This is a genomic window from Pectobacterium sp. A5351 (genome assembly GCF_028335745.1).
Taxonomy (GTDB): domain Bacteria; phylum Pseudomonadota; class Gammaproteobacteria; order Enterobacterales; family Enterobacteriaceae; genus Pectobacterium.
The window spans coordinates 3,994,309-4,013,017 of record NZ_CP116477.1; the positions used below are offsets into that span (position 1 = coordinate 3,994,309).

13 protein-coding genes are annotated in these 18,709 nt (G+C 54.0%); 3 read left to right on the top strand and 10 right to left on the bottom strand.

Features of this window, described 5'->3' with window-relative positions; genetic code table 11:
• Positions 1–834 carry a rhomboid family intramembrane serine protease GlpG gene (gene glpG, locus O1Q74_RS18440; protein WP_271874962.1) on the bottom strand — a complete coding sequence of 278 codons (834 nt, stop codon included), beginning with the start codon at positions 832–834 and terminating at the stop codon, positions 1–3.
• 68 nt (positions 835–902) lie between these two features.
• A complete protein-coding gene (glpE, locus tag O1Q74_RS18445) occupies positions 903–1,226 on the bottom strand; it encodes a thiosulfate sulfurtransferase GlpE (protein ID WP_225086059.1) in 324 nt (107 codons plus the stop codon).
• Positions 1,227–1,670: 444 nt separating this feature from the next.
• On the opposite strand from glpE, the gene glpD reads away from it, so the two are divergent.
• Positions 1,671–3,173 (top strand): glycerol-3-phosphate dehydrogenase, encoded by a 1,503-nt coding sequence (gene glpD, locus O1Q74_RS18450; protein ID WP_271874963.1) that lies wholly within the window; start codon positions 1,671–1,673, stop codon positions 3,171–3,173.
• A 92-nt stretch (positions 3,174–3,265) separates the two neighbouring features.
• Here glpD and glgP read toward each other — a convergent pair whose 3' ends face one another.
• The 5 genes from glgP to glgB form a co-directional block, all read right to left on the bottom strand.
• Positions 3,266–5,713 (bottom strand): glycogen phosphorylase, encoded by a 2,448-nt coding sequence (gene glgP, locus O1Q74_RS18455; RefSeq protein WP_271874964.1) that lies wholly within the window; start codon positions 5,711–5,713, stop codon positions 3,266–3,268.
• A 75-nt stretch (positions 5,714–5,788) separates the two neighbouring features.
• Positions 5,789–7,228 (bottom strand): glycogen synthase GlgA, encoded by a 1,440-nt coding sequence (gene glgA / locus O1Q74_RS18460; protein ID WP_271874965.1) that lies wholly within the window; start codon positions 7,226–7,228, stop codon positions 5,789–5,791.
• Between the two features lie 28 nt (positions 7,229–7,256).
• Positions 7,257–8,534: a glucose-1-phosphate adenylyltransferase gene (gene glgC / locus O1Q74_RS18465; protein ID WP_271874966.1), complete on the bottom strand. Its 1,278-nt coding sequence runs from the start codon at positions 8,532–8,534 to the stop codon at positions 7,257–7,259.
• A gap of 36 nt (positions 8,535–8,570) precedes the next feature.
• Positions 8,571–10,547 (bottom strand): glycogen debranching protein GlgX, encoded by a 1,977-nt coding sequence (gene glgX / locus O1Q74_RS18470; protein ID WP_271874967.1) that lies wholly within the window; start codon positions 10,545–10,547, stop codon positions 8,571–8,573.
• On the bottom strand, positions 10,548–12,725 hold the full coding sequence (gene glgB, locus O1Q74_RS18475) for a 1,4-alpha-glucan branching enzyme (protein ID WP_271874968.1): 2,178 nt from the start codon (positions 12,723–12,725) through the stop codon (positions 10,548–10,550).
• 370 nt (positions 12,726–13,095) lie between these two features.
• On the opposite strand from glgB, the gene O1Q74_RS18480 reads away from it, so the two are divergent.
• Positions 13,096–14,814 carry a sensor histidine kinase gene (locus O1Q74_RS18480; RefSeq protein ID WP_271874969.1) on the top strand — a complete coding sequence of 573 codons (1,719 nt, stop codon included), beginning with the start codon at positions 13,096–13,098 and terminating at the stop codon, positions 14,812–14,814.
• 58 nt (positions 14,815–14,872) lie between these two features.
• On the opposite strand, the gene O1Q74_RS18485 is transcribed toward O1Q74_RS18480, so the two are convergent.
• The 3 genes from O1Q74_RS18485 to asd all read right to left on the bottom strand — a co-directional run bounded on the left by O1Q74_RS18485 (position 14,873) and on the right by asd (position 17,810).
• Positions 14,873–16,141: a type II toxin-antitoxin system HipA family toxin gene (locus O1Q74_RS18485; protein WP_271874970.1), complete on the bottom strand. Its 1,269-nt coding sequence runs from the start codon at positions 16,139–16,141 to the stop codon at positions 14,873–14,875.
• Positions 16,131–16,436 carry a helix-turn-helix domain-containing protein gene (locus tag O1Q74_RS18490; RefSeq protein WP_442953100.1) on the bottom strand — a complete coding sequence of 102 codons (306 nt, stop codon included), beginning with the start codon at positions 16,434–16,436 and terminating at the stop codon, positions 16,131–16,133. The genes O1Q74_RS18485 and O1Q74_RS18490 overlap by 11 nt, the downstream gene beginning before the upstream one ends.
• Positions 16,437–16,706: 270 nt before the next feature.
• Complete coding sequence (gene asd / locus O1Q74_RS18495) at positions 16,707–17,810, bottom strand: aspartate-semialdehyde dehydrogenase (protein ID WP_271874972.1); 1,104 nt, start codon at positions 17,808–17,810, stop codon at positions 16,707–16,709.
• Between the two features lie 297 nt (positions 17,811–18,107).
• Here asd and O1Q74_RS18500 point away from each other — a divergent pair, with 297 nt between their 5' ends.
• Positions 18,108–18,701, top strand: coding sequence for a YhgN family NAAT transporter (locus O1Q74_RS18500; RefSeq protein ID WP_263058219.1), 594 nt, complete (start codon positions 18,108–18,110; stop codon positions 18,699–18,701).
• The last annotated feature ends 8 nt before the right edge of the window (positions 18,702–18,709 follow it).

An 18,709-nucleotide genomic window follows, 5' to 3' on the forward strand; every position in this document is an offset into this window, starting at 1 on the left:
TTACCGGGGGTTGGTTTTATTATACGTGTCCCAAAAGGCCATCAATAGCCCGACAATCAGCCCAGCCACATGCGCCGCATTGGCGATCGACATGCCTAAAATATCGAAATATCCGGCGACCAGCCACAGTAAAGCGAAAGCCATCAGACTACGCGGCATAGATAAGTAGCCGTCAGGCTCCCTTTCCCCTCGCAGCCAGACATAGCCCATCAGGGCATAAACGACGCCAGACAGGCCGCCAAAATACGTGCCGCTGAACCAGGACTGCGCCCAGCCGCTGACCAGCGCGGAAACCAGCGTGATGACCAGCAGCTTGCCGGTCCCCAACACTTTTTCAACCGGTCCCCCCAGATACCACCACCACATCAGATTGAACAAAATGTGCAGCAGGGAAAAGTGCAACAAAGCATGACTGAACCAGCGCCACAGCTCCAGTTGCTGCCCCTCAGCCGGAAATGCCAGCCACGTCATCACGCTCTCATAGCCTGAAATCTGCATCAGGATAAACACCGCAATCGTCACGACCATCACGGATAGCGTCAGCGGCCCTGCCTTTTGTTTCAGCGTTTGCAGGTAAGAGTAGCGTTGGTATTGAATACCGGTGTCCATCGATCCCGTTTGCCAACTGGCCGCCAGATAACGCGGGTTTGTCGGGTCGCGCAGAAAAATCTCCAGCGCTTCCTGAACCTTGCTCAGTTGGGTTTCATCCTCCAGCCACAGCTCAGCTTCATGCCCCTGAGGCCGCATTTCCAGATGGACCTGCTGTGTACGCATGTAATCAACAAATGCCTGAGCCAGACGCGGATTGGAGAGAGCAATAACGCGAGTCATCATAGCGGGAAGCGCCAGTGAGTAGGTTGAGTTAGGAACATGATAATAAAGGTTCTTTAATCGTCATGCGATCAGGCTTGCGCCTGCGTGTCTTGCGGGTAGCGATTTTGCCAGGCTTCAAAGCCGCCATCGATACTGTACACCGAATCAAACCCCAGACTAATCAGGTACTGTGCAGCATTGCGGCTGCTAATACCGTGGTAGCAAATCACCATGACCGGTGCTTCGAGGTCAGCGCCGCGTACAAAGTCAGACAGCGTCTCGTTTGTCAGATGCGTCGCGCCGGGAACATGGGCCGCGGCAAAGCTCTGTGGATCGCGAATATCAACGACGACGCCCCCTTCCTGCCAGCGAGAATGGGCTTGCTCAAGACTAATAGCTTCAAATTGTTCCATCGAAAGTGACAACCTTGTTAATAATGGACAGGATATTCGTAACAACTGGCGTCATTGTAACCCGCCTTCGGTGGCATAAAACCTATATGATTATAAGGTTATTTATAAAAACAGTGCTTCACTAACGTGAAGCGTGACGACAAAGCAGCACAATCCCAGCCCAATACCCTAATGCCGATCGTTTAAGCATCGGGATACACGGGGCGACCACAGGGGTGAGGCCTCCCTGCGGGAACCTCCCTCTGTGTTTCCCCTAATAACGGGCTTAAGTGACCAGTATTAGCCCAATAACCCTTATTTTAATGTGACAATTATCATCATATTGTTAGCTTCATCACGCATAAATGTTTTTATTTGGTTAACCATTGGCTGATTTGTTTGTTTTCGATTATTATAATGCTCGAAAACGAACATTTTGATTTATTCGAGGGTGGAGGAAGAAACGTGGAAACCAAAGATCTCATCGTTATCGGCGGCGGAATTAACGGTGCAGGCATCGCCGCAGATGCGGCTGGGCGGGGGTTATCAGTCCTGTTGTTAGAAGCGCAGGATCTTGCCTGTGCCACGTCCTCCGCCAGCTCCAAGCTGATTCACGGTGGCCTGCGTTACCTTGAGCACTATGAATTTCGTTTGGTCAGCGAAGCGCTGTCTGAGCGCGAAACGCTGCTGAAAATGGCCCCGCACATTATTTTCCCGATGCGCTTTCGTTTGCCTCATCAACCGCACCTGCGCCCGGCCTGGATGATTCGCATCGGTCTGTTCATGTACGACAATATTGGCAAACGCGTCAGCCTGCCAGCCAGTAAAGGATTGAAATTCGGCGCGGATTCCGTGCTTAAGCCTGAATTGAAGCAGGGCTTTGAATATTCGGACTGCTGGGTGGACGATGCGCGTCTGGTGGTGTTAAACGCGCAGGAAGTGACAAAACGCGGCGGTGAAGTCCGTACCCGCACCAAAGTCACCCGCGCACGCCGTGAGCAAGGCGTATGGATTGTGGATGCGGTCGACTCACTGACCGGTGAAACTTTCACCTGGCGCGCCAAAGGTCTGGTTAACGCCACCGGCCCGTGGGTGAAAGAATTCTTTGATGACGGCCTGCAACTGAAATCGCCTTACGGCATCCGTTTGATCAAAGGCAGCCACATCGTGGTGCCAAAAGTCCACAACCAGCCGCAGGCGTATATTCTGCAAAACAAAGATCACCGTATTGTGTTCGTGATCCCGTGGCAAGACGATTACTCGATCATCGGCACGACCGACGTGGAATATAAAGGCAATCCGCACGATGTGAAGATCGACGATAACGAAGTCGGCTACCTGCTGGATGTGTATAACGACCATTTCAAACAGCAGTTGACGCGTGACGACATCGTCTGGACTTACTCCGGTGTGCGTCCGCTCTGCGATGACGAGTCTGATTCTCCGCAGGCGATTACCCGTGATTACACGCTGTCTGTCGATGATGATAACGGTCAGGCTCCACTGCTTTCCGTGTTTGGCGGCAAACTGACGACGTACCGTAAGCTGGCAGAGCACGCGCTGGAGAAGCTGCACAAATACTATCCACAAGCGGGTAAAGCCTGGACGAAAGATGCAGTATTGCCGGGTGGTGATATCGCTGGCACGCGTGATGACTATGCCGCTGCGCTGCGTCGTCGCTTCAACCTGCCGGAATCACTGACGCGCCGTTACAGCCGCACTTACGGTTCAAACAGCGAACTGATTCTGGCAAACGTGAAAGGCCTTGGCGATCTGGGTGAAGATTTCGGTCATGACCTGTACGAAGCGGAACTGCGCTATCTGGTCGAGAAAGAATGGGCCGTCACGCTGGACGACGTCATCTGGCGCCGCACCAAGCTGGGCATGCGCTTCGATGACGCCCAGAAACAACGCATCAGCGACTGGTTAGCCAGCCACCGCCAACAGCAAATGGCCAAAGCGGGTTAATCAGCAGTTACCGCAAGCGCCTTTTACTGCCAAAAATACAAAAGCGCCATAGGCAAAAACCTACGGCGCTTTTTCATATCACCCTCATGCAATCACAACCGTATCGGTTTGATATTCCAGATATCCTCTGCATATTCGCCGATAGTGCGATCAGACGAGAAATAGCCCATGTTGGCAATATTCTGGACGGCACAGCGCGCCCATTCGTCCTTTTTCTCATACAGCTCATCCACCCGATCCTGTGTATCCACATAGCTGCGATAGTCCGCCAGTAGCTGGTAGTAATCGCCAAAATTCACCAGTGAATCAAACAGGTCACTGTAGCGTCGGCTGTCATCAGGGCTGAAGACGCCTGTAGTAATTTGTGTCAGTACACGGCGCAGTTCTTCATCCTGATCGTAATACTGTCTCGGGTTATAACCGCTCTGGCGCAGCGCTTCGACCTGCTCAGCCGTATTGCCGAAGATAAACATGTTCTCTTCGCCAATGTGTTCCAGCATTTCGACATTCGCCCCATCCAACGTGCCGATCGTCAGCGCGCCGTTCAGGGCAAATTTCATATTACTGGTCCCGGAGGCTTCCGTCCCCGCCAGCGAGATCTGCTCAGAGAGATCGGCTGCCGGGATGATTAACTGCGCCAGACTCACGCTGTAGTTCGGGATGAAGACCACTTTCAGCCGATCGTGCAATGCCGGATCGTTATTGATCACCTTGGCGACGTCGTTGATCAGATTAATGATGTGCTTCGCCATGTAATAGGCCGATGCCGCCTTACCCGCAAAGATGGCAACACGCGGTACACGATCAACATCAGGGTCGTCTTTAATGCGGTTATAGAGCGTAATGATGTGCAACACATTCAGTAATTGCCGTTTATATTCGTGAATGCGCTTAATCTGCACATCAAACAGCGACTCAGGGTTAACCACAATATTCAGGTTTTCCGCCATATAAGTCGCTAAGCGCACTTTGTTCTTCAGCTTCACCTTACGGATTTTCTGCACAAACGCCGGATAATCGATGTGCTGTTTCAATTCGCTCAACTGACTCAGATCGGTGCGCCAGTTGTGGCCTATGGTGTCGTCCAGCAGTTTGGAGAGCGATGGGTTAGCCAGCGCCAGCCAGCGCCGTGGCGTCACGCCGTTGGTCTTGTTACAGAACCGATTAGGGAAAAGGCGGGCGAAATCGGCAAACAGAGATTGCACCATCAGGTCCGAATGCAGCTCCGATACGCCGTTGACCTTATGGCTGGCGACCACGGCCAGCCACGCCATCCGCACCTTACGCCCGTTGTTTTCATCAATGATGGAAACCCGCGCCAGCAGATCGTTGTCATCGGGAACTTCTTTCTGAACGTATTCCAGAAAATGTTCGTTGATTTCGAAAATCAATTGCAGATGGCGCGGCAGAATTTTACCCAGCATATCGACAGGCCAGGTTTCCAGCGCTTCCTGCATCAGCGTATGGTTGGTGTAGGAGAACACTTTCCGCACCACCGTCCACGCCTCTATCCATTTGAATTTGTGCTCATCGATCAGCAGACGCATCAACTCAGGGATGGCCAGCACCGGATGCGTATCGTTCAGGTGGATGGCGAACTTCTCCGCCAAATTGCTGTACGTTTTATGCATCATCCAGTGACGGTTCAGGATGTCCTGTACCGTGGCCGAAACCAGGAAGTATTCCTGACGCAGACGCAGCTCGCGGCCTGAATAGGTGGAGTCATCGGGATACAGCACGCGCGACACGTTTTCCGAGTGGTTTTTATCTTCTACCGCTGCAAAATAGTCGCCCTGATTGAATTTACCCAGATTGATTTCATTACTGGCCTGCGCGCCCCATAGACGCAGTGTATTGGTGGCATCCGTATCAAAACCGGGAATGATTTGGTCGTAGGCGCACGCGATAACCTCTTCCGTTTCCAGCCAGCGCATTTTGCTGCCTTCCTGCTGGATACGACCGCCGAAGCGCACTTTGTAACGCGTGCTGTGACGCGGGAATTCCCACGCGTTGCCGTATTCCAGCCAGTAGTCCGGCGATTCCGCCTGCTTGCCGTTAACAATATTCTGTTTGAACATGCCGTATTCGTAGCGAATACCGTAGCCGCGCCCCGGCAGCGCCATTGTCGCCAACGAATCCAGGAAACAGGCCGCCAGACGACCCAGACCGCCGTTGCCTAAGCCGGGGTCATTTTCTTCCTGAAGCAGATCGTCCAGTTCCAGCCCCATGCCATCCAGCGCCGCTTTTAGATCGTCGTACAATCCCATCGCCAGCAGCGCGTTCGATAGTGTTCGTCCCAGCAAAAATTCCATCGACAGGTAATACACCTGCCGCACATCCTGCGAAAGCTGTGCGCGGTTCGAGCGCAACCAGCGCTCCACCATCCGGTCACGCACGGCCAATAGCGTAGCGTTCAGCCAGTCATGTTTATTCGCAATCGAGGGATCTTTCCCCACGGTAAACATGAGCTTGTAAGCAATAGAGTGTTTCAGCGCTTCCACACTGATCGTTGGCGAAGTATAGATAAACGGAGAGTTCATAATATTCATTCCCAAGTGAGTGTTACCCTACCCTGTCGTTTTCAGATTGCACGCGGATGACGCGTGGTGGGAAAACTAGTGGGTATACAAGCGTTGATAGAGCGCACCATAAGCCTGAGCAGCAACCTGCCAACCAAAGTCCATCGCCATCGCCTGACGCTGCACATAACGCCATAACGTGGGGCGAGACCACAACACGAACACACGACGAATCGCGCGGGATAGCGACCCCACACTGCAATCGTTAAAGACAAACCCACTTGCCAGCCCATCCGCCAGATTCTCCAGCGAACAGTCTGATACCGTATCTGCCAACCCGCCGGTACGGCGTACCAACGGCAACGTGCCATATTTCAGGCCATAGAGTTGCGTTAACCCACAAGGCTCAAACCGGCTTGGCACCATGATGACATCCGCGCCGCCAATAATGCGGTGGGAGAAGGCCTCGTGGTAGCCAATCTGTACTCCAATCTGACCGTGATATTCGGCTGCTGCCGCCAGAAAGCCTTCCTGCAAATCGGCATCCCCTGCGCCCAGCACCACCAGTTGCCCGCCCTGCTCCAGCAGATCGGGTATCGCGCTTAGCGCGATATCGAGCCCTTTCTGGTTGGTAAGACGACTGACAATGGCAAAAACCGGCGCTTTCTCATCAACCTTCAGGCCCATCGCCGTTTGCAGATGGCGCTTGTTTTCCGCTTTATTCGCCAGCGCATCACGGCTGTAATGGTTCGTCAGTAAAGGATCGTGCGCCGGATTCCAAATCATCTCGTCTACGCCATTGAGGATACCGGACAGGCGTCCTTCCTCTTCACGCGCCTTCAGCAAGCCTTCCATACCGTAGCCATATGCCGGCAGCGTAATCTCATGGGCGTAGGTCGGGCTCACGGTCGTAATATGGTCAGCGTAGTACAACCCCGCCTTGAGGTAGGAAATCTGGCCGTAAAATTCCAGCCCGTATACCTGAAAGAAATCGACCGGCAACTGGATATCCGACATATGCCGGGCATCGAACAGCCCCTGATAGGCAAGGTTATGAACGGTAAAGACCGATTTCGCCGGGCGGTTACGCGCCGCCAGATAGGCGCAGGTCAGCCCCGCGTGCCAGTCATGGGCATGCACGATATCGGGCCGCCAATAGTGATCCAGGCCGCACGCCATTTCGCATCCCATCCACCCCAGCAGCGCAAAGCGCAGATAGTTATCGGCATAAGCGTAAAGCGCCGGGTCGTGATAAGGGCTGCCCGCGCGTTCATACAGCTCGGGCACATCAATCAAATAAATACCGACGCCGTTAAAATGACCGAACAGCAGCGTGACGTGCCCGGCGAAGGTATCCAGCTCACGTACAACCTGTAGGTTAGCGATGCCTTTTTTCAGATCGGGGAAGGCAGGCAGGATGACGCGGACATCCATCCCCGCCGCAATCTGCGCGCCGGGCAACGCACCAGCCACATCCGCCAGTCCACCGGTTTTCAGCAGTGGAAAGAGCTCTGAACAAACATGTAAGACCCGCATTATTACTCCCGTTTCGTTCCGATGGTGTTTACAGCTTTTCCAACATCGATCGCGTGACCAGCACGATCCCCTCTTCCGAGCGGTAAAAACGGCGGCTATCCTCTTCCGCGTTTTCACCAATCACCATGCCTTCCGGCAAATGGCAGGCGCGATCAATCACGCAACGGCGTAAACGACAGGAGCGCCCTACGTTGACATCCGGCAAGATCACCGTCGAATCGATACTGCAAAATGAATTGACCCGCACACGCGGGAACAGCACCGAATGCGTGACGACAGAGCCAGACACGATGCAGCCTCCCGATACCAGCGAGTTCATCGTCATCCCATGGCTACCGGAACGGTCCTGAACAAATTTGGCGGGCGGCAGCGATTCAATCGCGGAACGAATCGGCCAGTGCTGATCGTAGACATCCAGTTCAGGCGTGACGGACGCCAGATCGAGATTGGCGCGCCAGTAGGCTTCCAGCGTGCCGACATCCCGCCAATACTGATTTTCATCTTCACCCGACGTGACGCACGACAGGGTAAACGGATGCGCCCAGGCCAGACGCTGAGAGACAATCTTCGGGATCAGATCCTGTCCAAAGTCGTGGGCAGAGTCCGCCGCGTGATGGTCCGCTTCCAGCAATTGATAAAGATAGTCTGCATTAAAAACATAGATCCCCATGCTCGCGAGCGCCATGTCGGGGTTATCCGGCATCGGCGTCGGGTTATCCGGCTTTTCGGCAAAATCGAGAATGCGGTGCTGTTTGTCCACACTCATGACGCCAAAGGCGCTGGCTTCTTCCAGCGGCACGGGCAGGCAGGCAACGGTGCATTCCGCCCCCTTCTCTACGTGATCGATGAGCATACGTGAGTAGTCCATCTTGTAGATGTGATCGCCCGCGAGGATCACCACATACTCCGCACGGTAGCGCCGAATGATGTCGAGATTCTGACAAACCGCATCCGCCGTTCCCCGATACCAGTGATCGGTAGAATGACGCTGCTGAGCGGGAAGCAAATCAACAAATTCGTTCATTTCCGCATTCAGAAATGACCAGCCGCGCTGAATATGCTGTACCAGCGTATGCGACTGATATTGGGTAATCACACCAATACGGCGGATCCCGGAATTCAGACAGTTAGAAAGCGCGAAATCAATAATGCGAAATTTACCGCCAAAGTGGACGGCAGGCTTGGCACGCAGCGCCGTCAGCCCTTTCAGGCGCGTTCCACGGCCTCCGGCCAGAATTAATGCCACGGATTTCAGAGGGAGCTGTCTTGCCAACATCAGAGGGTCATGCTTATCGTTATTCACCATGGCTATCTCCTGATTATTCTTTTCAATGGCTTGCGCTTAGGCGGTCTGCTTTATCAAGACGCACACCGCCTGCGCTTGTCCGTGCCACATTCCACCCTCAGGCGGATTCGTCTCATCAAACGGCGGTGAAACCTGCCAGTGGCCTTCTGGCAAAATGAACGCACCGGCATGCAGGCTGGCGTTAAACAACACGAGCCAACGACCGGAAAGTAAAATCTGTAGCTGGTGCTCCCCCTGCTCCCACTGTTGCGGCGTCAAAGGCTGTCCTTCTCGGTTCAGCCACTGCACCGCGCCATCCCCTTCTTGCCACCACGTTTCCTGCTGTAATGCCGGAATCGTGCGGCGTAACTGGATCAATCCGGCGACAAATTCGCGCAGTGCGCTATTCGCGTTTTCCCAGAGCAGCCAGGTCAATTCGTTATCCTGACAGTACGCGTTGTTGTTGCCCTGCTGGCTGTGTCCCAGTTCATCACCTGCCAGCAGCATTGGCGTTCCCTGCGACAGAATCAACGTCGTCAGCAGCGCCTTCTGGCTGGCCAGTCGGCGTTGAAGGATGTCATCGTCCGCTTCCAGCCCTTCCGTACCGTGGTTATTGCTGAAATTGCTGTCGGTGCCGTCGCGGTTGCCCTCGCCGTTGGCATCGTTGTGCTTGTGGTTGAAACTCACCAGATCGCGCAGCGTAAAGCCGTCATGGGCCGTCAGTTTGTTGATGGAGGCGTAAGGCAGGCGGTCACGCTGTTGGAAGATGTCGCTGGAGGCGGCAAAGCGGCGGGCAAATGCGCCGAGAGAAATATCACCATGCAGCCAAAAGCGGCGCATGTCGTCACGGTAGCGATCGCTCCACTCGGCAAACGGTGTCGGGAACTGACCTAACTGATAACCGCCATGCCCGATGTCCCACGGTTCGGCAATCAGCTTGCAGCCCTGTAAGCGGCTATCCTTTTTCATGGCAGACAAGAGCGGCGCGGCGGCAGTAAAATCCGGGGTGCGCCCCAATACGGTTGCCAGATCGAAGCGGAAGCCGTCAACGTGGCAGACTTCGCGCCAGAAGCGTAGGCAGTCCATCACCCAGTCAATGACCGCCGGATGATTCAGGCGCAACACATTGCCGCAGCCAGTCCAGTTATGGTATTCCCCGTTTTCACTCAGCCAGTAATAACTGCGATTATCGATACCGCGCTGGCAGAGTGTGGGGCCTTCGACGTCCAATTCGGCACTGTGGTTGAACACCACATCCAAAATGACCTCAATGCCCGCGTGATGCAGCGCTTTCACCGCATCCCGAAATTCATTCAGCGCGTCGTCACCTGCGGCCAGGCTGTTATCGACAGCAAACGGCAGCAGCACGTTATAGCCCCAGTAGTTACGCAGCCCCAACTGTTGAAGTCGGGGTTCATCGGCATGCTGCTGCACCGGGAGCAATTCCAGCGCCGTCACGCCCAGCGACGTCAGATAGTCAATCATCAGCGGATGGCCTAACGCCGCATAGCTACCGCGAATGTCTTCGGGAATATCGGGGTGCAACTGTGTCAGGCCGCGTACGTGCGCCTCATAAATCACCGTCTGGCTCCAGGGCGTTTGCGGATGTTGGTCGCCCTGCCAGTCGTACTCTTCCGACGTGACCACGCACTTCGCCATGATGTCAGCGCTATCGCGTTCATCCCGCTGGTCAATGCCGCCTTGCAGGGAATCATCATCCACTACCCAGCCGTCAAGCTGGCGCGCATAGGGATCTAACAGCAGCTTATGTGGGTTGAAGCGCAAGCCTTGTGACGGCTCGAACGGCCCATCGACCCGGAAACCGTAACGTAAGCCGGGCTGCGCAGCAGGAAGGTAGCCGTGCCAGATATCGCCGCTGCGTGCGGTCAGCGCAATCCGCTGCTCCTGCTGGCGTTCATCAAAGACACACAGCTCGACCCGCTCGGCATCCGCCGAAAACAGGGCGAAATTCACGCCCTGTCCATCAAAACTGGCCCCCAGCGGCGTCGGCTTACCCGTCTGTAATTCCGCCATTCACGCCTCCTTCACCAGATACAGCGTGGCAAGCGGCGGAATAGTCAGAACAAGAGAATGCTGACGCTGATGGCTGCCCCACTCCTCGCTGTAAATCGTTCCGGCATTGCCCAGATTACTGCCGTTGTAGTGAACAGAATCCGTGTTGATCGCTTCTCGCCAGCCACCGGGCTGGTTGATGCCGATGCGGTATCCATAGCGTGGAACCGGCGTGAAGTTGCTGACCACCAGCACCTCATTACCTTGTTCATCACGCCGGACAAAGGCGAAAACCGAGTTCTCCCGATCGTCCACCACCAGCCATTCAAAACCCTGCGGCTGAAAATCCAACTGATACAACGGCGGTTGCTGGCGATAGCAATGATTGAGATCGCGCACCAGCGTCTGCACGCCGCGGTGCCAGCCTTCCGGCTCCTCCAGCAAATGCCAGTCCAGACTGGCATCGTGGTTCCACTCACGCCCTTGTGCAAATTCGCCGCCCATGAACAGCAGCTTCTTGCCGGGATACGCCCACATAAAGCCGTAATAAGCACGTAAATTGGCAAATTTCTGCCAGACATCGCCGGGCATACGATCCAGCAACGAGCGCTTGCCGTGCACCACTTCATCGTGAGACAGCGGCAGCACAAAGTTCTCGCTATAGGCGTACAGCATGCCGAATGTCAGCAAATCGTGATGGTATTTGCGGTGAACCGGATCGTGCTGCATATAGGCCAGCGTGTCGTGCATCCAGCCCATGTTCCATTTGTAGTGAAATCCTAAACCATTGCAGTCTGGCGGCAGCGTCACGCCCGGATAATCGGTAGACTCTTCGGCCAGCGTGATCGCCGCGGGTGCCGCATGGCCCAGCATGTGGTTGGTGTAGCGCAGAAACGAAATCGCTTCGAGGTTCTCTTTACCGCCATAATGGTTCGGCACCCATTCGCCTTCGCTACGGCTGTAATCGCGGTAAATCATAGAAGCCACGGCGTCCACCCGCAGCCCGTCGATGCCATAGCGTTCCATCCAGAACAGCGCGTTGCCCGCCAGATAGTTACGCACTTCATGGCGGCCATAGTTATAAATCAGTGTGTTCCAGTCCTGATGGTAGCCTTCACGCGGATCGGCGTATTCATACAGCGCGGTGCCGTCAAACTGTGCCAAACCGTATTCGTCGCCGGGAAAGTGCCCCGGCACCCAGTCCAGCAGGACGTTGATGCCCGCGTCATGGAGCGCATCAACAAACGCCCTGAACTCCTGCGCGGTGCCGAAACGACGCGTTGGCGCATAGAGCCCCAGCGGTTGATAGCCCCAGCTACCATCAAACGGGTGTTCGTTAATCGGCATCAGCTCCACATGCGTGAAACCCATGTACTGCACATAATCAATCAGTTGCTTCGCCAGTTCCTGATAGCTCAGCCAAAAATTGTTATCCGTATGCCGCCGCCAGGAACCGAGGTGAACTTCATAAATGGAGATAGGCGAACGCAGGCCATTCGCCTCACGCCGGGCATCGCTGGTTGGGACTTTCTCAGGCAGCGGCGTAATCAGCGAGGCGGTATCAGGACGCATCTGCGCTTCAAACGCATACGGATCGGCCTTCAACCGGACGTTCCCGTGGCTGTCGATCATTTCATATTTGTAGAGCTGCCCCGCTTTCACATCGGGCAGAAACAGCTCCCAAATGCCGTTTTCTCTGCGCAGCCGCATCGGATGACGTCGACCGTCCCAGAAGTTGAACTGCCCCACTACCGACACGCGCTGAGCATTCGGTGCCCAGACGGCAAAACGCGTGCCTTCAACACCGTCCAGCGTTTCCAGATGGGCACCCAGCCGCTCGTAAGGCCGCAGATGGGTGCCTTCGGCCAACAGCCAAATGTCCATATCCTGCAACAGCGGGCCAAAGCGGTAAGGATCTTCAATCACCCGGGTTTCTGCACGCCAGGTCACGGCCAATTGATAACGGAAAGCGTTTTTCCGGCGCGGCACCAGGCCACAAAAAAAACCGCGTTCGTCTATACGTTCCAGCTCGACAATTTTTCGTCCATTGCTGGCATCAACCACCCAGGCGGCCTGCGCATCCGGCAGCAGTGCCCGAACTTCAAGGCCTTTAGAAGAATGATGCATACCTAACAGCGAAAACGGATCGGCATAATGCCCGGAAATAAGTGAATTAATCGCATCAGAAAACGCTGACATGGTATCCATCCTCTGATTAACCATTTGAATTAAATAAATAAGTAATATAAAAGCGCATTACGTTGCGCTTATATTCCCCCGTTACTTATTTTTAACAAAAAACCAATAAAAATAACGGGTTATTAGCTTGCTAATGAATAACGGCGACGTGTAAAAATAATGAATAGTATGAAAGAGTTCTTGAGCCACGCCCCTTAATTCAGCGTAGTCAAAGAACAGAGAAATATCAGAGAACGGATGAAATTTTTCCGTTTATATTTATATGAATAAGTTATGACACGGGATAATTAGCATCTTTTGTTTAAAGATCGATTCGTCCGCTGGCAAAAAGCAGTACAATTTGGCGATTGTGTATGTTGAGACCCCGCCCATGGTTAGCCAGATTGATCTCATTCTTTCCCTGTTACAGCAGATGTGTGTTTATCTGGTTATCGCCTATCTGCTCAGCAAGACACCGCTGTTCATCCCGCTAATGCAGGTCACCATCCGCCTGCCGCACAAGCTGGTGTGCTATCTGGTTTTTTCCGTGTTTTGCATTATGGGAACCTACTTCGGTCTGCATATAGACGATTCGATTGCCAATACCCGTGCGACCGGTGCCGTGCTCGGGGGCATGCTGGGCGGCCCTTCCGTTGGCTTTCTCGTCGGATTAACGGGCGGATTACACCGCTATTCGATGGGCGGCATGACCGCGCTGGCCTGTATGCTGTCGACCATCGCCGAAGGCCTGCTCGGCGGGTTACTGCATCGCTATCTGGCACGCCGTAATCGTATCGATCTGCTGTTTCAGCCCCTCGTCGTCGGCCTGACCGCGCTGGTTGCGGAGATACTGCAAATGGCGATTATCCTGCTGGTCGCCCGTCCGTTTGATAACGCTGTTGAACTGGTTCGAGATATCGCCTTACCGATGATGATCACCAACACCATCGGTGCCGCCATGTTCATGCGTATCCTGCTCGACAGACGCGCCATTTTTGAAAAATACACCTCCGCGTTTTCCGCCAAGGCATTGCAAATCGCCGCCCGCGCCGAAGGGGCGCTGCGCCAGGGGTTTAACCCACAAAACAGTATGCGCGTTGCCCGTGTTTTGTATGAAGAGCTGGGCGTGGGTGCAGTGGCGATTACCGATCGCGACAAACTGCTGGCCTTCATCGGGCTCGGCGACGACCACCACAACGTCGGCGCGCCTATCACGTCATCACACACGCGCCGGGCGATAGACAACAATCAGGTGGTGTACGCCGACGGCAATGAGGTGTCTTATACCTGTTCGGTTTCATCACACTGCAAACTCGGTTCCACGCTGGTGATCCCGCTGCGTGGCGAAGATCAGCGCGTTGTCGGCACGATCAAGCTTTATGAGCCCAAGAATAAGCTATTTTCCAGCATTAACCGCACACTGGGAGAAGGGATCGCTCACCTGCTTTCCGCGCAGATTCTGACAGGACGTTTTGAACAGCAGAAACAGCTTCTGGCCCAGTCGGAAATCAAGCTGCTGCACGCACAGGTCAACCCCCATTTTCTGTTCAACGCGCTGAATACGCTGTCCGCCGTGATACGGCGCGATCCTGCTCACGCCCGTCAACTGGTGCTGTCTCTGTCGACGTTTTTCCGTAAAAACCTCAAACGCAGCAACGATGAAATCTCGCTCAATGACGAGCTGGAGCACGTGAACGCCTATCTCGAAATCGAGAAAGCGCGCTTTGCCGATCATCTGACGGTAGATATTTCGCTGCCGGAAGCGCTGCGTGAGGCGCGATTACCCGCGTTTTCCCTGCAACCCATCGTCGAAAATGCGATTAAGCACGGTATCTCACAGATGATTGAAAGCGGACACATCCACATCAGCGGACGCCTGCACGCCAACACGCTGGAGCTGTCAGTAGAAGATAACGCCGGCACCTATCAGCCTTGCAGCGGCGGCGATGGGCTAGGCATGAATTTGGTCGATCGCCGTATCAAAGCACGCTACGGCAACCGCTATGGCATCACGGTGGTCAGCGAAGCGGATAAATTCACCCGGGTCGAAGTGCGCGTCCCGCTGATTTCACCCCGTCAGGCATTGGAACAGCTGGATAGCGTGGCGTGATGGGGTGCAGGCGTCCCGGACTGGATGTCGCAGAGTATCTCTGCGACACGCCGTGATACTAACGTCTTTGCAAGTAACCCATATTGTCGTTGATACGTGCCTGAATGGTGCGGAGCGTATCCTGAGTGATACATCCAGGGAACATACCTGCGGCTCTCTTAGCGAAACTGGCTGCGACCTCACTGTATTTATCTATGATGAGATCCATTTGTGACGGTGCCAGATCTGCCTCCTGCACACCTAGTTTATGAAGCGATTTCCGAGAGATTGCTAATGCTTCCCCCATCACGTCCATTTGATGATACCCCCCTGGGCCTTCGCAGTAGGTAACATCATAGGCTGGTGCCAGTTGCCATTGCCCAGACGATGACATGATATAGGCGAAATTCTTCGGATGATCGTCCCGGTTATTGAAAATAATGTTGAAGACAACCCGTTCAAAGGCCAGCACTTTTTCCCTGACGTCATTGGTGCATAGCTGTGTTGCGCGCAGAAAATTGGCATAGTCCAGCGAGCCGGGACTCTGGTAGTTTGCCCCAGTAAAAGCAGCCAGACTTTGCATCGGGACACGCAGACCGTTTTGCCGATCAAATCGCCTGCTGGCAAATGCCGCCTGCCCGTTGGGCAACGCAAAATATTCGGTGTCTGGCGTGCGGATATGGCATTCTCGCAGACATTGCGCATAGACGGCTTCGATAGCACAAACTTCTGGATGTTCCTGTTTGGCCGGAAACTTAAACAGCCAAGCCTCCAGACCAGAGGTAGCCGATGTTGTGAAAATTCGAGAACCTGGGGCACGATACAATAATGCTTTTGGCCTCGCCCCTTGAGGCGATCCCCCCATCAGCAATAGCCTTTGCAGAAAAGCACCACCTTCGCCATCAAGCACTTCCTGAACTTCTGTAGACAATTGGGCAAGCTGGATATCCTCAGCCACCGCTGCGACTTCAGGCTGGGAAGGTTCGAACGACATCGCTCCCATCGCATTGCTACCGATATAGGTCAACCGTTCCAAAGGGCCTATACGTGCAGCATTGAGGCCACGGAGCTTGAACAGACGATCCATCAATAACATGCCCCAACCGTCAGGAAGCGAGTCATAAGCAGGCCCCGGCAGACCCAACTGATGCAGGGGAAAATCTCGGGATAGTCTTGGACCTTTCAGGGGCAATCTGAAGGAAGATAGCTCCAGCCCACGACGAATGGCTTCCTCACTGTACTCAAACATAATCAGTGGACGCACGGTCAGTGCAGTAGAAGAAACCAACGTTCCCCATTGCCAACGCTCTCCCCAACCTTCGTAGTAAACAGCAACTTTACTCACCATCGTTGAAACTCCTTTTGATACGCTGGCGAGTAGCACTTTTTTCGTAACGTAGCAGATCATCAAGACTGTCTATCTTTGGCATGAACAGCGCTTCCAGTTCATTACCGCGTCCAAGAACCATTGCCACTCTAACCACATTCTCAAACCCAACATTACGCCCGGATTCCAGATTGGACACTGTGTTGACGCCAATGCCTGAGCGGGCTGCCACATCTGACTGAGTCATCTGCTGCGACAGCCGCTCCTTACGCAATCGCTGACAGAGCAGTTTGACGATCTCGTCAGGCTTACTCATAGATAAATCCATAATATGGTGAGTTACCTCGAATAAATTCACTTAACACCCAATATTATAGATTTATTCACTGCCATTCGACAGCGAAGTGGCGTTAATTTCAGCAATAAATGCGATGCCACAATCCATCAGAACCAAAATCTGACAGAGATAAGGTAAACGAGTGCAAATTGCCGAAGACGTGACTAACAGAAGGGATTCGAGCTGAGAAATCTGACGCAACACCAACTGATGTTGCGCCAGGAAAGCAGGAGGACTATAGCAAGATAACTACAGCAGGATGCGCAGCATACGGCGCAGCGGTTCAGCGGCTCCCCACAGCAGCTGATCGCCGACCGTGAAGGCGGACAGGTATTCCGGTCCCATGTTCAGTTTACGCAGACGACCCACTGGCGTAGAGAGCGTGCCGGTTACCGCAGCAGGCGTCAGCTCACGCATAGTAATATCACGATCGTTCGGCACCACTTTCACCCAATCGTTATGGGTTGCCAGCAGTTGTTCGATTTCCGGCAGCGCCACGTCTTTTTTCAGTTTGATGGTGAATGCCTGGCTGTGGCAGCGCAGTGCGCCGACGCGTACGCAGAGGCCATCAACAGGAATGACGCTGTTGGTACCCAGAATCTTGTTGGTTTCCGCCTGACCTTTCCACTCTTCACGGCTCTGGCCGTTGTCCAGTTGCTTGTCGATCCACGGAATCAGACTTCCGGCCAACGGCACGCCGAAGTTATCGGTCGGCAGCGAACCGCTACGGGTCAGCGCAGTCACTTTACGTTCGATATCCAGAATCGCAGAAGCTGGATCCTGTAGCTCTTTCGCCACTTCACCGTGCAGCGCGCCCATCTGGGTCAGCAGCTCACGCATGTGACGCGCACCGCCGCCAGAAGCAGCCTGATACGTCGCGGCAGAAACCCACTCCACCAGATTGTTGGCAAACAGGCCGCCCAATGACATCAGCATCAGGCTGACGGTACAGTTACCGCCGGCAAAGGTTTTGATGCCTTTATCCAGCCCCTGCTGAATCACCCCGTGGTTAACCGGATCCAGAATAATAATCGCGTCATCTTTCATACGCAGCGAGGACGCGGCATCGATCCAATAACCCTGCCAGCCACTTTCACGCAGCTTCGGGTAGACTTCATTGGTATAATCGCCGCCCTGACAGGTAATGATGATGTCCAGCGCACGCAGGGCTTCGATATTATAAGCATCCTGCAACACGCCTTGATGACCACCCAGCGCCGGAGCAGGTTCGCCGTGCTGAGAAGTCGAGAAGAATACCGGGTGAATCACATCAAAGTCGCGTTCTTCCACCATGCGCTGCATGAGAACCGAGCCGACCATACCGCGCCAGCCAATAAAACCAACATTTTTCATGGTAACTGTCCTGCTTTGGGGGTAACAAAAAGAATTGTGGCTAACGTCGATAGCGCCTGGTTATTGCTGACTCAGTGATCTGCCGCAGAAGGTGCGCGTGTCGTGTCGTAAACCCGTAAATAATTGTGTCATTCAGCCTTACAAAATGTACATAAAGTCGCAAGTGAATTTATTCGATAGTACGGCATTTTTCAGCAGTCATTCTAATATCATCGACCGCGTACAGGATAACAACGTTGACCAGCCCGTGAAGATGGCTCAGGTCAGGAAACAAGGTTTCGGGAGTAAAAAACCAACATGACAGAAATGATCTCCGCAACGGTGCTGCTGTTGCTCATTATGGATCCACTCGGCAACCTGCCGATTTTTATGTCCGTGCTCAAGCACCTCGACCCCAAACGCCGGCGCGTGGTGCTGATCCGTGAAATGCTGATCGCACTTGGTCTGATGCTGATTTTCCTGTTTGCGGGCGAACGCATTTTGGCGTTCCTGAATCTGCGTACCGAAACCGTGTCCATTTCCGGCGGTATCGTGCTGTTCCTTATCGCGATTCGTATGATTTTCCCCTCGCAGGAAGGCAACAGCAGCGGTCTGCCAGCCGGTGAAGAACCGTTTCTGGTGCCCATGGCGATTCCACTGGTGGCAGGGCCGTCGATCCTGGCGGCGCTGATGCTACTTTCCCACCAGTACCCTAATCAGCTCCCCCACCTGACGCTGGCGCTGTTTATCGCCTGGAGCATCTCTTTCATTATCCTGCTGATGTCCAATGTGTTCTTGCGTTTGCTGGGTGAGAAAGGCGTGAGTGCGCTGGAGAAATTGATGGGGTTGATTCTGGTGATGCTATCGACGCAGATGTTCCTCGACGGCGTACGCGCTTATATGAAGCTATAGCCGCATCG

What these genes read in the sequence shown, in the direction of transcription:
- glpE (WP_225086059.1), bottom strand. Translation starts at nt 1,226, where the DNA reads ATGGAACAATTTGAAGCTATTAGTCTTGAGCAAGCCCATTCTCGCTGG.
- O1Q74_RS18480 (WP_271874969.1), top strand. Translation starts at nt 13,096, where the DNA reads ATGGTTAGCCAGATTGATCTCATTCTTTCCCTGTTACAGCAGATGTGT.
- glgA (WP_271874965.1), bottom strand. Translation starts at nt 7,228, where the DNA reads ATGCGGGTCTTACATGTTTGTTCAGAGCTCTTTCCACTGCTGAAAACC.
- glgB (WP_271874968.1), bottom strand. Translation starts at nt 12,725, where the DNA reads ATGTCAGCGTTTTCTGATGCGATTAATTCACTTATTTCCGGGCATTAT.
- glgX (WP_271874967.1), bottom strand. Translation starts at nt 10,547, where the DNA reads ATGGCGGAATTACAGACGGGTAAGCCGACGCCGCTGGGGGCCAGTTTT.
- O1Q74_RS18490 (WP_442953100.1), bottom strand. Translation starts at nt 16,436, where the DNA reads ATGAGTAAGCCTGACGAGATCGTCAAACTGCTCTGTCAGCGATTGCGT.
- O1Q74_RS18485 (WP_271874970.1), bottom strand. Translation starts at nt 16,141, where the DNA reads ATGGTGAGTAAAGTTGCTGTTTACTACGAAGGTTGGGGAGAGCGTTGG.
- asd (WP_271874972.1), bottom strand. Translation starts at nt 17,810, where the DNA reads ATGAAAAATGTTGGTTTTATTGGCTGGCGCGGTATGGTCGGCTCGGTT.
- O1Q74_RS18500 (WP_263058219.1), top strand. Translation starts at nt 18,108, where the DNA reads ATGACAGAAATGATCTCCGCAACGGTGCTGCTGTTGCTCATTATGGAT.
- glgC (WP_271874966.1), bottom strand. Translation starts at nt 8,534, where the DNA reads ATGGTGAATAACGATAAGCATGACCCTCTGATGTTGGCAAGACAGCTC.
- glgP (WP_271874964.1), bottom strand. Translation starts at nt 5,713, where the DNA reads ATGAACTCTCCGTTTATCTATACTTCGCCAACGATCAGTGTGGAAGCG.
- glpG (WP_271874962.1), bottom strand. Translation starts at nt 834, where the DNA reads ATGATGACTCGCGTTATTGCTCTCTCCAATCCGCGTCTGGCTCAGGCA.